Annotated in this window: 13 protein-coding genes; all 13 read right to left on the bottom strand. The window is 73.0% G+C overall.

Features of this window, described 5'->3' with window-relative positions; all coding sequences use genetic code 11:
• On the bottom strand, positions 1-1,056 hold a 1,056-nt coding region (locus tag AC08OX_RS08100; protein WP_476607237.1), incomplete at its 3' end, for an acetylornithine transaminase.
• The gene (argB, locus tag AC08OX_RS08095) at positions 1,053-2,141 is read right to left on the bottom strand and encodes an acetylglutamate kinase (protein WP_476607236.1); all 1,089 of its coding nucleotides are present in this window, start codon (positions 2,139-2,141) and stop codon (positions 1,053-1,055) included. The genes AC08OX_RS08100 and argB, both read right to left, overlap by 4 nt.
• A complete protein-coding gene (gene argJ / locus AC08OX_RS08090) occupies positions 2,138-3,304 on the bottom strand; it encodes a bifunctional glutamate N-acetyltransferase/amino-acid acetyltransferase ArgJ (protein ID WP_476607235.1) in 1,167 nt (388 codons plus the stop codon). Before argJ ends, argB begins: the two co-directional genes overlap by 4 nt.
• A 127-nt stretch (positions 3,305-3,431) precedes the next feature.
• On the bottom strand, positions 3,432-4,460 hold the full coding sequence (gene argC / locus AC08OX_RS08085; RefSeq protein ID WP_011437560.1) for an N-acetyl-gamma-glutamyl-phosphate reductase: 1,029 nt from the start codon (positions 4,458-4,460) through the stop codon (positions 3,432-3,434).
• Positions 4,461-4,524: 64 nt separating this feature from the next.
• Positions 4,525-7,071, bottom strand: a complete 2,547-nt coding sequence (gene pheT, locus AC08OX_RS08080; RefSeq protein WP_476607234.1) for a phenylalanine--tRNA ligase subunit beta — start codon at positions 7,069-7,071, stop codon at positions 4,525-4,527.
• A gap of 3 nt (positions 7,072-7,074) precedes the next feature.
• Positions 7,075-8,178 (bottom strand): phenylalanine--tRNA ligase subunit alpha, encoded by a 1,104-nt coding sequence (pheS, locus tag AC08OX_RS08075; protein ID WP_476607233.1) that lies wholly within the window; start codon positions 8,176-8,178, stop codon positions 7,075-7,077.
• A gap of 179 nt (positions 8,179-8,357) precedes the next feature.
• A complete protein-coding gene (locus AC08OX_RS08070; protein WP_011437563.1) occupies positions 8,358-9,503 on the bottom strand; it encodes a sensor histidine kinase in 1,146 nt (381 codons plus the stop codon).
• Entirely contained in the window at positions 9,503-10,411 is a 909-nt protein-coding gene (locus AC08OX_RS08065; RefSeq protein ID WP_476607232.1) for a TrmH family RNA methyltransferase, read from the bottom strand. The genes AC08OX_RS08070 and AC08OX_RS08065 overlap by 1 nt, the downstream gene beginning before the upstream one ends.
• Before the next feature lie 20 nt (positions 10,412-10,431).
• Positions 10,432-10,812 (bottom strand): 50S ribosomal protein L20, encoded by a 381-nt coding sequence (gene rplT, locus AC08OX_RS08060; RefSeq protein WP_011437565.1) that lies wholly within the window; start codon positions 10,810-10,812, stop codon positions 10,432-10,434.
• 125 nt (positions 10,813-10,937) lie between these two features.
• Positions 10,938-11,132: a 50S ribosomal protein L35 gene (gene rpmI, locus AC08OX_RS08055; protein WP_011437566.1), complete on the bottom strand. Its 195-nt coding sequence runs from the start codon at positions 11,130-11,132 to the stop codon at positions 10,938-10,940.
• Between the two features lie 97 nt (positions 11,133-11,229).
• Positions 11,230-11,820, bottom strand: coding sequence for a translation initiation factor IF-3 (infC, locus tag AC08OX_RS08050; protein ID WP_070982428.1), 591 nt, complete (start codon positions 11,818-11,820; stop codon positions 11,230-11,232).
• A 343-nt stretch (positions 11,821-12,163) separates the two neighbouring features.
• Positions 12,164-13,057, bottom strand: coding sequence for an SseB family protein (locus tag AC08OX_RS08045; protein ID WP_476607231.1), 894 nt, complete (start codon positions 13,055-13,057; stop codon positions 12,164-12,166).
• A gap of 10 nt (positions 13,058-13,067) precedes the next feature.
• Positions 13,068-14,424, bottom strand: a 1,357-nt coding sequence (locus AC08OX_RS08040) for a MinD/ParA family ATP-binding protein (protein ID WP_476607230.1), incomplete at its 5' end; no start/stop codon positions are given.

Below are 14,424 nucleotides of genomic sequence, written 5' to 3'. Positions count from 1 at the left end.
GCTCGACACGATCGCCGCGGCCAGCCGCTCCCCGAGCCGCGACGCGTGTTCAAGCAGGCCCTCGGCGGCGATCGTGTCGAGCACCGCGAGCGCCGCCGCGCAGACGATCGGGCCGCCGCCGAAGGTGCTGCCATGATCCCCCGGGCGCAACAGCGTCCCCGCCGCGCCGATGCCGACGCAGGCGCCGACGGGCAGGCCACCGCCGAGCCCCTTGGCCAGGGTGATCACGTCGGGCAGCACGCCCTCGGTCTGGTGAGCGAACCACGAGCCGGTCCGGCCGATGCCACTCTGCACCTCGTCCAGGACCAGCAGCGCGCCGGCGGAGTCACAGACAGCCCGCGCGGCGGCGAGGTAGCCGGTCGGCGGCGGCACGACACCGCCTTCACCGAGGGTCGGTTCCAGGAACACCGCCGCGGTCGCCTCGCTGACGGCGGCGCGCAGGGCCGCGCCGTCTCCATAGGGCACGAACCGGACGCCGGGCAGCAGTGGCTCGAACGGTGCCCGCTTGGCCGGCTGACCGGTGATGGACAGCGCGCCCAGGGTCCGACCGTGGAACGAGCCCTCGGTGGCGATAATCTCCGGACGGCCGGTCCGGCGGGCGATCTTGATTGCTGCCTCGTTGGCCTCCGCTCCCGAGTTGCAGAAAAAGACCTTCGCCCCCCCGGGCGGAAGCCCGGGGCTCGGCGCGCCGACCCGTAGCAGCTCGACGAGCCGTTCGGCCAGCAGCACCTGAGGCTCGTTGGCATAGAGGTTCGACACGTGGCCGAGAGCGCCGAGCTGGCCGACGACGGCGTCCCGGACCGCCGGGTGGCAGTGACCAAGCACGCTGACGGCTATCCCGCCGACCAGGTCGAGATATTCGCGGCCGTCATGGTCCCACACCCGGCTGCCGGCCCCCCGGGCCAGGGAGATCGCGGGTCGGCCGTAGGTCGCCATCACGACGGCGTCCCGCCGGGCGATCAGATCGGCGTCCTTGGCGATCTCGGCGTTCACTGGGTTCACTGGGTTCACTGGGTTCACTGGGTTCACTGGGTTCTCAGCGATCTCGGCGTTCATGGCGTTCCTCCGGTTGGTTCGCCGGCCGGAACGATCCCGGCCGGGCGCGCGGCGGGCGCGGGGGGCGTACCCGGCTCAGGCGAGGTGCCCGGCTCGGCCATGATCAAGGTGCCGATGCCGTCGTCGGTGAAGATCTCCAGGAGCACCGCGTGCGGCACCCGTCCGTCGAGCACGTGCGCCTGCGGAACACCGCCACGCACCGCCCGCCGGCAGGCCTCCATCTTGGGGATCATGCCGGCGGTGAGCGAGGGGAGGAGCTGTTCGAGCTCGGTGATGCTCAGCTCACTGATCACCTCGTCGCTCGCCGGCCAGTCCGCGTAGAGGCCCTCGACGTCGGTCAGGACGACGAGCTTCGTAGCCCCGAGCGCGACGGCGAGTTCGGCGGCGGCGGTGTCGGCGTTGACGTTGTAGACCCCGCCGTCGACGCCGCGGGCGACCGACGCGACCACCGGCACCTTCCCGGAGCCGAGCAGGGCGTTGATCGTCTCCGGTCGGACCTCGACGATGTCGCCGACCAGGCCGACGTCGACCTCCCGGCCATCGACGATCGCCGGGCGGCGCCGCGCGGTGAAGAGGTTGGCGTCCTCACCGGACAGCCCGACGGCGAACGGGCCGTGGTCGTTGACGAGCCCCACGACGTCCCGATTGACCTGGCCGAGCAGGACCATCCGCACGACCTCCATGGTCTGCGGGGTGGTGACCCGCAGGCCGCCGACGAACGTCGAGGGGACACCGAGGCGCTCCAGATGCGCGGTGATCTGCGGACCGCCGCCGTGCACGACGACCACCCGCAGCCCCGAGTGGCGCAGGAACACGACGTCGGCGGCGAAGGCCTCGCGCAGCGCCGGCTCCGTCATCGCGTTGCCGCCGTACTTGACGACGATGGTCGCGCCCTGGAACCGCGACAGCCACGGGAGCGCCTCGATGAGGACCTGGGTCTTCGCGAGCGCCGCATGGCCGCGGGCGGTGGCGGCCGGGCCCCGCCCGGGGCCCCCGCCCGGGGCGGCGTCGCCGGTACTGCCGGTACTGCCGGTGCTGCCGTGCCCACCGTTCGAAGGCGGCGGCGTCCGGGTCGGGGCGTTCATGTCGAGTACGCCGAGTTCTCGTAGACGTACCCGTCGGTCAGGTCGTTCGTCCAGACGGTGACCTCGGCATCGCCGGCGTGCAGATCGACGCCGATGCGCACCTCACGGCCGGACAGGTCGACGAGGTCGCGGTCCTCGCCGGGGGCCCCGGCCCGGCAGACCCGCACCTCGTTGATGGACACGTCCAGCGCGTCGGGCTCGAAGACGGCCTTCGTGGTGCCGATCGCGGCGAGCACCCGTCCCCAGTTCGGGTCCTTGCCGTACAGAGCGCACTTGAGCAGGTTGTTGCGGGCGACGGCCCGGCCGACCTCCAGCCCGTCGTCCTCGGTCGCGGCTCCGGTCACGGTGATGGCGATGGTCTTCGTCGAACCCTCGGCATCGCCGAGCATCTGCTGGGCGAGGTCGATGCACACCTCGGTGACCAGCCCCGTCAGCTCCGCCTCGGGCAGGCTCACCCCGGCGGCGCCCGAGGCCAGCAGCAGCACGGTGTCGTTGGTGGACAGGCAGCCGTCGGAATCGACCCGCTCGAAGCTGACCCGCGAGGACGCCCGGATCACCCGATCGAGGGTGGCGGCGTCCGCGACGGCGTCGGTGGTGACCACCACGAGCATCGTCGCGAGCGACGGCGCCAGCATCGCCGCGCCCTTACCCATCCCGCCGATGGTGACACCCGGGGTCGTCGACGAGGTGCGGACCGCGGCCTTCGCGACGGTGTCGGTGGTGCGGATCGCCTCCGCAGCCGCGGCGCCGGCGGTGTCGGTGTCGGCGAGGTCCGCCACCGCCTTGGTGGCGCCGGCGAGCAGGTTGTCCATGGGCAGGCGGACGCCGATGAGACCGGTCGAGCAGACCGCGACGTCGCCGGCACCGAGGCCGAGCGCCCCGGCGACGTGCTCGGCCGTGGCATGGGTATCGGCGAATCCGGCCGGACCGGTGCAGGCGTTCGCCCCGCCGGAGTTGAGGATGACGGCGCGCAGCCGGCCGTCGGCGAGGACCTGGCGGGTCCAGAGCACCGGAGCCGCCTGAACCCGGTTGGCGGTGAAGATCCCGGCGGCGGCGTCGGACGGCCCGTCGTTGACGACGAGCGCCACGTCCGGACGGCCGGACGGCTTCAACCCGGCCGCCACTCCGACGGCGCGGAAGCCCCGTGGGGCGGTGACGCTCAACTCAACCCTCTCCTGTCTCCTGGCCGCGTTGCTGGTCGATGTTGCTGATCGATGCTCCCGCGTCCTTACCGACCTACCGATCTAGCGACCGATCTACCGACCTACCGATCTACCGGGCCGAAAACGGTCAGGGGGCGATGCCCTGAGCGGTCAGCCCGGCGGTCTCGGGCAGGCCGAGCATCAGGTTGGCGCACTGCAGCGCCTGGCCGGCCGCGCCCTTGCCGAGGTTGTCGATCGCGGTGACGACGATCGCCCGGCCGGTCTCCGGGTCGAAGGTCCCTTGCACATGAACGGCGTTCCCGCCGAGCGTCGCCGCGGTGTGCGGCCAGCGCCCCGGCGGCAGCACCCGGACGAACGGCTCCCCCGCGTAGGCGGCCCGCAGCGTCTCGTACACGGCGTCCGCGTCGGTGCCCGGGGTGGCCCGGCCGGTGCTGGTCGCGAGGATGCCGCGGGGAAGCGGGGCGAGCACCGGGGTGAAGGACACCGTCACGGTCATACCGGCGGCCCGGGAGAGGGTCTGCGTGATCTCGGGTCTGTGCTGGTGGGTGCCCACCTTGTAGGCGGTCAGGTCACCCATCACCTCACTGCCGAGCAGGTTCACCGTGGCCGAGCGGCCCGCGCCGGACGTGCCACTCGCCGCGACAACGACCAGGTCGGCGGGCTCCACAAGGCCGCCGACCAGCAGCGGCACGAGCCCGAGAGAGGTCGCCGTGGGATAGCAGCCCGGGATCGCCACCCGCCGGCTCGCGGCGATCTCCGCCCGTGCCCAGGGGAGCTCGGGCAGGCCGTAGGTCCAGGTCCCGGCGTGCTCCCCCCCGTAGGCGCGCCGCCACGCCTCCGGGTCGACGAGCCGATGATCGGCACCCAGATCGGCGACCCGCACGGTGTCGGGCAGGGTGGCCGCCACCGCGGCCGACTGACCATGCGGCAGCGCCAGGAAAACGATGTCCGCGTCGGTCCCGGCCAGCGCGGCCGCGTCCGTGAACACCCGGCCCTCCAGGTCGGGCAGGTGGGGATGCACCTCCGTCACCGGCAGGCCGGCGGACGCGTTCGCGGCCAGCGCACCGATCTTGATTTCGGGATGGGCGAGGAGCAGGCGCAGCAGCTCTCCGCCGCCGTACCCACTCGCCCCCGCAACCGCTACCGTCACACCCATGATTGCAATTTTATACACGCTAACTCATGATCATGCAATGATGCTGGCGTAACCCGTCTCGGCCTCAGGCACGCAGGGACGCGCCGGTAAGCTCCGCCGCCCGGGCGACCGCCGCGTCCCGCACCGCGTTCGCCTCGGCGGCCGTCAGCGTCCGGTCCCCGGCGCGCAGCCGCAGGCCGAAGGCCAGCGAGCGCTGACCGACCCCGACCTGGGCGCCCTCGAAGACGTCGAAGAGGGTCAGGGACTCCAGCAGGTCACCGGCTCCGGCCCGCAGTGCCGCCGTCACGTCGGCGACCGGCACCTCGATCGGCACGACGAGCGCCACATCCCGGTCGGCGGGCGGATAGGTGGAGATCGTCGGCGCGATCATCGGCGGCGCCGCCGACGCGACCTCGATCAGGGCATCGAGGTCCAGTTCCATCGCGCCGGCCCGAGGCGGAAGCCCGACGTCGCTGAGCACCCGGGGGTGCAGCTCACCCGCGTGGCCCACGACCCGGCCGTCGATCGAGAGCTCCGCGAGGCGGCCCGGGTGCCAGGGCATGACATTGCCGGCTCTGACCGTCAGGGTCACGCCCACCGCCTCGGCGACCACGTGCGCGGCGTCCACCGCGTCCGCCCAGTCCGCGTCCCGGGCCGGCGTGGACCAGCCACCTGGCTCACGGCGCCCGGTGAGGAGCGCGGCGACGTGGCGGGGCTGGCCGGGCAGGGTCGAGTCCAGAGCGGCGATCTCCGCGGCGGAGGGCCGACGATCCACCGGCGGGGTGACGACGTCCGTCGGGATCCGTTCGCGTTCACGGAACACCAGACCGCTCTCGAACAGGGCGAGATCGCGCTGCCCCCGGCCGATGTTGCGCACGGCCGCCGCGATCAGTCCGGGTAGCAGGGTCGTCCGCAGGTAGCCGGCGTCCTCGGCGATCGGGTTCACGATCCGGACCGCCGCACGCCGCGGGTCGGCCGCGGCCAGGCTGAGCGCGTCGGCGGCGTCCTCGGGTACGAACGGCAGGGTAAGCACCTCGGCGAACCCCGCACAGGCCAGCGCCCGGCCCACCGCGCGGTGCATCCGCTGCGCGGCGGTGAGCCCGCGCCCCGCGGGCAGCGACGGCAGGGTCACTGGGATGGTGTCGTACCCCTCCAGCCGCATGATCTCCTCGACGAGATCGGCGGGCCGGGTCAGGTCGGGACGCCAGGACGGCGGCGTCGCGATCAGAACACCGGGCAGGTCCTCGGTCGCCGACCCGTCAGCCACCGCGCAGCCGACACCGACGAGCCGGCGCCGCACCACCTCGGCGGGGTAGGGCCGGCCGGCGAGGCGTTCCGGTTCCGTCAGCGGCAGGGTCACCGGCGCCGGGGCGGGGCGGCGGTCCAGGTCGGTCACGCCGGGCTCGGGACGGGCGGCGGCGAGCTCGGCGAGCAGGTCGACGGCCAGCGCTGCGGCGACCGGCGCGAGTGCCGGGTCGACGCCGCGTTCGAAACGCCGCGACGCCTCCGAGGACAGCCGGTGCCGGCGGGCGGTGCGGGCCACCGTGATCGGGTCGAAGTGCGCAGCCTCGAGGACGATGTCGGTGGTCGTCGCGGACACCTCCGTGGTGGCCCCGCCCATCACCCCGGCGAGCGCGATCGGACCGGTGTCGTCGGCGATGACCAGATCCTCGGGGTCGAGAGTGCGGTCGGCCCCGTCGAGGGTGCGCAGCGTCTCTCCGGCGACGGCCCGGCGCACAATGATCGCGCCGGTCAGCTTCGCCCGGTCGAAGGCGTGCAACGGCTGGCCGAGGCCCAGCAGCACGGCGTTGGTGACGTCGACCGGCACCGAGATTGACCGCATCCCGGACAGCGACAGCCGCCGCTGCCACCCCAGCGGGGTGGTGGCCCGCGAGTCGACCCCGGTCACCACCCGGGCGACGTAGCGGTCACACGCCGCGGTGTCCTCGACGACGACCGGATAGGCCTCCCTGGCGGGCCCCGGGACGGCTGCCGGGTCCGCCGGCGCGCCCGGGTCCGTGAACGGCAGCGCGAAGGCGGTCGCCGCCTCCCGGGCGATCCCCCGCACCGACAGACCGTAGCCCCGGTCCGGGGTGACCGCGATGTCGAGCACCTCGTCGGCGAGATCGAGCAGCTCGGCGACGTCGGCGCCGATCGGCGCCCGCGGCGCGAGCACCAGGATGCCGTCGGACTCCTCGCCGAGGCCCAGTTCCCGGGCCGAGCAGATCATCCCCTCGCTGACATGGCCGTAGGTCCTCCGCGCGGTGATCTCGAACCCGCCGGGCAGCACGGCGCCGGGCAGCGCGACCGCCACCCGGTCGCCGACGGCGAAGTTGTGCGCCCCGCAGATGACGCCGCGCACGCCCTCGCCCCTGGATCCGGCGCTCTCGGATCCGGCATCCTCGGATCCGGCGCTCTCGGCGACCCGGACCTGGCACCAGCGGACGGCCTTCTTCTTCGTCTCGACGATCTCGAAGCCGACGATCTCCCCGACGACCACGCCGGAGAACTCGCCCCCGACGCTACGCAGTCCCTCGACCTCGAAACCGGCCCGGATCAACGCGTCGGCGACGGCCCGCGTGGGCGGCAGCCCCGCCACATACTCCCGCAGCCAGGACATCACGATCAGCATGGGTCAGTCCTCGATTCCGAACGGCAGGCTGAACCGGACGTCACCGTCGACGAAATCGCGGATCTCCCGGATGCCATGGCGGACCATCGCGGCCCGTTCCAGCCCCATCCCGAACGCGAAACCGCTGTACCGGGTCGGGTCGACCCCCGCGGCCCGCAGGACGTGCGGGTCGACCATGCCGCAGCCGCCGGCCTCGATCCAGCCCTCGTCCGAACAGACCCGACAGGGCTGGCGGGCCGCCTCCCCGCGGCAGGCGAAGCACTGCACGTCCAGTTCCGCGGACGGCTCGGTGAACGGGAAGAACGACGGGCGCAGCCGCGTCGACAGGCCCGCCCCGAACAACGCCTGGGCGAAGACCTCCAGGGTGCCACGCAGGTCCGCCATGGTGATGCCCCTGTCCACGGCCAGACCTTCGAGCTGGCCGAAGACCGGCGAGTGCGTCGCATCGATGGTGTCGTTGCGGTATGTCCGCCCCGGGCACACGACGTACACGGGCAGCGGGCGGTTCAGCAGGGAGCGGATCTGCACCGGGGAGGTGTGGGTACGCAGCACCCGGCCCGCCCCGGTCGGCGCGACGTAGAGCGTGTCGTGCTCGCTGCGGGCCGGGTGATCGGGCGCCATGTTCAGGGCCTCGAAGTTGAACCAGTCGTGTTCGACCTCGGGTCCCTCGGCGACCTCGTAGCCCATCGCCACGAACACGTCGGCAAGCCGGTCGGACAGGGCGGTCAGCGGGTGGCGGGCACCACGGCGGCGGCGGTCGACGGGCAGGGTCACGTCGACCCGTTCCTCGCGCAGCACCCGGGCGTCGCGTTCGACGGTGAGTTCGGCCAGCCGGGCGTCGTAGGCGGCCTGTACGGCCGTGCGGGCGGCGTTGTGCCGGCGACCGGCGTCGGCACGCTCCGCACGGGGCAGGGCACCGAGCTCCCGGCGGGCCAGTACCAGCGGTGCGGAGGCACCCTGGATGTGGGCGATACGGACGGCTGCCAGCGCGTCGAGATCGGCGGCGGCGCGGATCGACTCCCGCGCCGCGTCGACGGCCGCGTCGAGCTGATCGGGGTCGAGGGCGTGGACCCGGGACGGGTCGACAGTCTCTCCAGGGGCGGGCACGGTGCTCATCCTCGTCATCGGGTGAAAAGCATCGGGTGAAAAGCAGGGTCATCCCGGCGGGAAGCCGGGGTCGTCCGGCCTGCGGCGGGGTTCGTCCGGGCCTGGGATGTCCGGGCCGGAGGCGGCGGCGCGCGCCTGGCCGCCCGGGGCGCCCACCGGTCGGTTCGCGGTGCTCGGCGTCAGCCGAACACCGGGCCACCGGCGGGCACGAAAAATCGGAACTCGGCGCCGCCACCCGGGGCCCGGCCGACCGAGATGGTGCCGCCGTGCGCCTCGATCAGCGCCTTGGCGATGTAGAGCCCGAGGCCGGTGCCGTTCCCGCGGCTGGCGCCCCGCCAGAACTTCGTGAACACGCGCGCGGCGTTCGATTCGGACACGCCTTCACCCTCGTCGGCCACGCTTACCTCCGTGCCGCTGTCCCTGCCACGCAGCAGTACCGTCACAGTACCCGCACCATGCCGCAGGGCGTTGTCGACGAGGTTGTGCAGTACCTGTTCAATCTTGTCCGGATCGACCCACATCTCGGGCAGTTCGCCCTCCTCGCGGATGAAGAACCGGTCGGCGCCCGCCGCACCCGAGGCCACCTTGCCGTCCACCACCGAACGCACCCGGGCGGGCAGGTCGACGATCTGCTTGCGGACCTGGATGCGTCCGGAGTCGATCCGAGAGACGTCCAGCACCTCGGTGAGCAGGCGCGTGACCCGGTCGGCGTCGGTGTTGACCGTGTTCAGCATGAGCTTCTTCTGCTCGTCGGTGAACCGGTCCCACTTGGCGAGCAGCGTCGCGGTGAATCCCTTCACACTGGTCAGCGGCGAGCGCAGCTCGTGCGCCACGGTCGCGACCAGGTCCGCCCGGTTGCGTTCCAGCCGCTCGCGGCTGAGGGTGTCGCGCAGGGACAGCGACACCCGCACCAGCCGACCGGCGACCCGGTTGAACCGCACCGTGACGTGGAAGTCACGGTCGTGGACCGGACCCGCGTAGGTCAGGCGCCGCTCCGGCTGCCCGGTGACCCGCGGCAGGTTCCGGCTGGCCGTAGAGCACTCCCACCAGTCGTTGCCCCGCTCGTCCAGCAACGGGAGGACCTCGGTCAGATGCCGGCCGATCGCGGACGGTCCATCCACCCCGGTGAGCTTCGCCGCCGCCCGGTTGAACACCTCGACGACGCCGGCAGCGTCGGTCACGATCACCGAATCCGGTAGCAGGTCGAAGGCGGCGGCAGGCAGTGGGCCGTCCTGCGCGGCCGACACGGCTGAATCGGTGGCATCGGGCGCGCAGCCGGGGCCGGAGGGCGGCACCTGCCCGGATGGCGACGTGACAATGTTCATCACCGTCGACCACCTCCTCCGGTGCCGTCAGTACCGGACCTGCCCGTTCTCTGCGCCCGCGCCGACGCGTAAAGGCACAGGGCGGACGCAACCGCAAGATTCAGGGACTCGGCCTGACCGTACACCGGTACCCGCAGAACCGCGTCCGCGGCGGCCAGAGTAGCCGAAGCCAGCCCATGTGCCTCGTTACCGAACAGCCACGCCGTCGGCCCGTCGAGCTCACCGGCCGCGACGGCGGTGTCAATGTCGCGATCCGCGGCTCCGGACGTCGCCACGATGCGGCAACCCCGGGCCCGCAGCCGGTCCAGCACCACGGCCAAGGCTGGTTCCACGATCACCGGGAGGTGAAAGTGGCTGCCGGCCGAGGAGCGCACGCACTTGCCCCCGAAGGGGTCGACACCGCTCCCGGTGAAGACGACGGCGTCCGCTCCGGCCGCGTCCGCGCTGCGGATCACCGTGCCGGCGTTACCCGGATCGCCCGCGCCGATGCACACCGCGACCAGCCGGGGGGCGTGCAGGTCGGCGAGCCGATGAGCGGGCAGGGCCGCGACCGCGACGAGGCCCTGGGGGGTCACCGTCTCCGACAGCGACGCCACGGCCTCGTCCGTCACGACCCGGACCGGCACCCGGACCGCCCGCAGCAGCTCCTCGTGCCGGGGAGTCGCGGAGACTCCGACGAACACCTCAAGCAGCTCGCCGACGGCCAATGCCGCGCCCACCGCCTGCGTCCCCTCGACCAGGAACCTGCCCTGCTCGCGCCGGGCCGCGGGCCGCTTGAGGCGACGCGCGGCACCGACCCGCCCGGAGCGCGCTCCGGCGATCGGCGCCGGCCCCGGCGAAGGGGCCTCCGGCGAAGGGGCGTCCGGCGAAGGGGCGTCGGTCGTGGAGGACACGCGGGAGGCGGGCACGGGCCGACGTCGCGACGGGCTCAGGCGGCGGTGGGCTCCGGCGCCGCCGCCAGCGCGGCCCGTGCCACCTCGACCAGGGCGGTGAACGCGACCGCGTCGTTGACCGCGAGGTCGGCCAGGATCTTGCGGTCGACTTCGACGCCGGACAGCTTCAGACCCTGCACGAAGCGGTTGTAGGTCAGACCGTTCGCCCGCGCCGCCGCGTTGATCCGAGTGATCCACAGCTGCCGGAAGTCGCCCTTGCGCGCGCGGCGGTCCCGGTAGGAGTAGGTCATCGAGTGGAGCATCTGCTCCTTGGCCTTGCGGTAGAGCCGCGAGCGCTGGCCCCGGTAGCCGCTGGCCTGCTCGAGGACCGTACGGCGCTTCTTCTGGGCGTTGACCGCCCGCTTCACGCGTGCCATGAGGGCACCTGTCTCCTTCGTTCGGGTGCGTCCGGCGGCCCGGGCCGGAGTCGGCAGCCAACGGCGGGCCGACCGCGACCGGCGGGCCCGCCGCAGTCGGGGCCGGAGTCGTCAGCGGGCCGCGGTCAGCGGGCGAGCAGACGCTTGACGCGTCGGTTGTCCGCCTTCGTCAACGGCACCACGCCATCCAGTCTGCGGGTGAGACGGCTGGTCTTGTGCTCCAGGTAGTGGCGGCGGTTGGCCCGCTGGCGCAGCACCTTGCCGGAGCCGGTGACCCGGAACCGCTTGCTCGCACCGCTGTGGGACTTCTGTTTGGGCATGTTGACATCCTGACGGGTTACGTGGGTAATCGAACAACCGGCGTGGCGAGATCCGGAACCGGTGGCGGCGCCACCGCGCGGACTGCCCGCCCTCGAGTCAGACGTGGCCGGCCGGTTCCGGCACCCGCTGCGGCTTCGAGCCCTTGTGCGGGGCCATGACCATGGTCATGTTCCGGCCGTCCTGCTTGGGCTGAGCCTCGACATAACCAAGGTCGGCCACGTCGGCGGACAGCCGTTGGAGCAGGCGGATGCCGAGCTCGGGCCGGGACTGCTCCCGACCGCGGAACATGATCGTAATCTTGACCTTGTCGCCGGCCCGCAGGAAACGCACGACGTGACCCTTCTTGGTCTCGTAGTCGTGCGGATCGATCTTCGGCCGCAGCTTCATTTCCTTGATGACGGTCTGGACCTGGTTCTTCCGAGCCTCCCGACGCTTCTGGTCGGACTCGTACTTGAACTTTCCGTAGTCCATCAGCTTGCAGACCGGGGGACGAGCGGTCGGCGCGACCTCGACGAGGTCGAGATCGACCTCCTGCGCCATACGCATGGCCTCACCGATCGAGACGATGCCGATCTGCTCACCCTCCGCGCCGACGAGGCGAACCTCGGGGACGCGGATCCGGTCGTTGATACGGGACTCTGTGCTGATGTGTTTCCTCCGTTGCTCGACGCGCGGGCATGACCTCACCGCAGCGGAGCACCGAGCCTGGTACACCAGGCTCCCGGCCGACGACCGCGGAAACGGCTCGGCCGACCGGCGACCCGGCCACCGCGGCCCCCAGCCGGAACTTCGGCCTGAGGACCTGCTGACGTCCCGGGGTGGCGACATCAGTGCTGACATCGGGTGGAGGGCGAACCCCCGCTTGGTCCTGCCGATCAGGCTCCGCGCCGTGCCCTGGCTGCCTGGAAACGGCAACGCCAGCGGACGGAACAAAACCAGCCGGCAGGCGGTCTGCGGCCCAGCGTAGCACCAGACCAGGCGACACGACGATCACATCATCGTCCGGGCGCTCCGAAAGGGCCGGCTGCGCTCACCTCGCGAACCGCACCGGCCATCGGCGCGTCGGGCGCAGGCCCCGCCCCAGATGGCGGCGCACCGCCGCGGCCTCCCGCGCGCTCACGAGCAGCACGGCCGGGCCCGAGGCCCGCTCCTGCGCCTGTGCCTGTGCCTGTGCCGGGTCCGGATCGGCGGCGAGCAGCCGGGACAACCGCCGGGCAAGCAACTCCCCGGACCGCGCGTCCGCATCTCCGCCCTGACGTACCGCGACGGCGAGCACCGGGCGTGGGGCGCCGGCACCCGGGAGGAGCAGTTCCGCCGGCCACACCTCGACTCGCTCGGTCACGGTCCGCAACGCCTCCCGAACCCGCCGCCGGGATAACGGACCATCCGGATCGGACGGACGGCGCAGGGCGGTCACCCTCAGCTTGTCGAGGTCCGCGGCTTCGGTCACGCGCGGCGTGTCGAGGGTTCCGGACGGCGAGTCGGAGCCCGATCCGCCGGGCACCGGCGCGGGACCGCCTGGGCCGACGTCCAGACTGGCCGAGCGCGGACCGGCCACGTCGATCACCACCGCTCCGAGCCCCAGCCGGACCGCCTCCGTGCAGGCGTCCACCGCGGCGACCGGAACCGGCCGGGCCGAGGAACGCCAGGCGGTGAGCGCGCTGACGCTGGAGAAGATCGGTAGCGCGGTCGCGCCGGACGGGGTGCGCAGGGTCGTCAGCGCCATCTCGCTGGTCTTGTCCGCACCTGTGACGGCGTCGGCGTCGGTGAGCCGAGCCTCGACTCCGACGAAGACCCAGGCCTGGCGCAGCGCGGCGGTCAGAACGGCGGGGTCGACCGGGCTGGCGGCGAGCGCTCGGGTGAGCGACTCGTCGGCGCGGCCGTCATCGCCCTGACCAGACGGAGTCAGCAGATCGCGTGCCATTCTCGCCAGCCTAGGGCCCAGGCGGCGCGGCGGGCCGGTACCGGATCGGGTCCGTGGCGTTCACCATGGCCCGGACGGGCCCGGGCCCGAGTTGAGGGCCCCGACCGGGGGCGGCGATGGCGGGCCGGGCCAGCACGGTGGCCGGTTGCGACCCGGGAAGCGGGGCGGTGGCGACCGCCCCGGCGAGACGCTGGAAGGCAAACCTGGTCCGGCGACGCAGGCGGTACCAGCTGATCGGACGGCTGTCGGCGAGCGCCGCGTCGAACGGCACCGGCACCGTCATGTAGGCCCGGTCCTCGAGATGCTCGAGACGCAGCCGTGCCCCGCGGCTCAACCGGGAGGGATACGTCTCGACGACGGCCACGATGACGGCGGCAGCGAGATCTGGCCGACCGGCCGCGGTCAACGCGCTCAACGCGTCGTCCGCACCGGCGATCTCCGTCTCGCCGGCCCGGATCGTCAACACGACGAGGTCCGCCCGCGCCAGCAGGGTGGCCGGCACCGGCTGGCTCCACCCCGGTGGGGCGTCCGCGACGACGACCGGATACCAGTGTCCGAGCAGGTCGAGTGCCCACGCCAGCTCCTCGGGAAGCAGCCCCGGCCCGGTGAGATCACGCAGTCCGGCCAGCACCTCCAGGCCACCGGAGCCATCGGAGGCGACGAACCGGCGCACGTCCTCCAATGAGGACACCGGTGGCCGCGCCGTGGCCAGCTCCCGCAACCCCACACCCGGTGACATGAGGCCGACCCGGTGCGCAAGCAGCCCGGACTGGTCCGGGGATGCGTCCACGGCCATCACCCGATGACCGTGGTGCTCCGCGATCGCCAGTCCCAGACCCGCGGCGACCGTCGTCCGGCCGCCTCCGCCACCGAATCCCCCAACCAGTACCCGCCGCCCACCGGCCCGCGCCCGCGCGACCGACGAACCGCCCGTTCCCGCGACGGCCGGGACCACCGCCCGACCACGGGACGGCGTCACCGCGGCCACCGCCGCCCGGACGGGCAGGGAAGGGGCCGAGCCGGGCCGCCGCGCCGGCAGGTTCGCGGGGACCGGGATGGACCAGGCTGGCTCCAGACCAGGCGTTTCGACCGCCTGCCGGCCGACCGTGGGTCCGCCCAAGGGGTCGGCGTCGGGCCACGCCTCCGGCACCGGCCAACCCGGGTCAGCCGCCGCGGGCGGGGGAAGCCGCCCGGATACGGGCCCGGCACCGGGCGAGCCGTCGGGGGGCGGCGCGGTGGCGGCCCGGGAAACGGGGACGACCGGCGTTCCATCCGGGAGGTTCACCGGCTGCCCGGCCGCGGGGACCAGCACCGCGATGTTCTCCCAGGTCTCCCCGGGCGGCGGGACGGCCGGGGAGACCTGGGAG

It is taken from the genome of Frankia sp. CoBUL1 (assembly GCF_978021245.1).
This window is presented reverse-complemented; position numbering and strand designations above follow the sequence as displayed.

What these genes read in the sequence shown, in the direction of transcription:
- argB (WP_476607236.1), bottom strand. Translation starts at nt 2,141, where the DNA reads ATGAACGCCCCGACCCGGACGCCGCCGCCTTCGAACGGTGGGCACGGC.
- argC (WP_011437560.1), bottom strand. Translation starts at nt 4,460, where the DNA reads ATGGGTGTGACGGTAGCGGTTGCGGGGGCGAGTGGGTACGGCGGCGGA.
- pheT (WP_476607234.1), bottom strand. Translation starts at nt 7,071, where the DNA reads ATGCTGATCGTGATGTCCTGGCTGCGGGAGTATGTGGCGGGGCTGCCG.
- AC08OX_RS08070 (WP_011437563.1), bottom strand. Translation starts at nt 9,503, where the DNA reads ATGAACATTGTCACGTCGCCATCCGGGCAGGTGCCGCCCTCCGGCCCC.
- rplT (WP_011437565.1), bottom strand. Translation starts at nt 10,812, where the DNA reads ATGGCACGCGTGAAGCGGGCGGTCAACGCCCAGAAGAAGCGCCGTACG.
- rpmI (WP_011437566.1), bottom strand. Translation starts at nt 11,132, where the DNA reads ATGCCCAAACAGAAGTCCCACAGCGGTGCGAGCAAGCGGTTCCGGGTC.
- AC08OX_RS08045 (WP_476607231.1), bottom strand. Translation starts at nt 13,057, where the DNA reads ATGGCACGCGATCTGCTGACTCCGTCTGGTCAGGGCGATGACGGCCGC.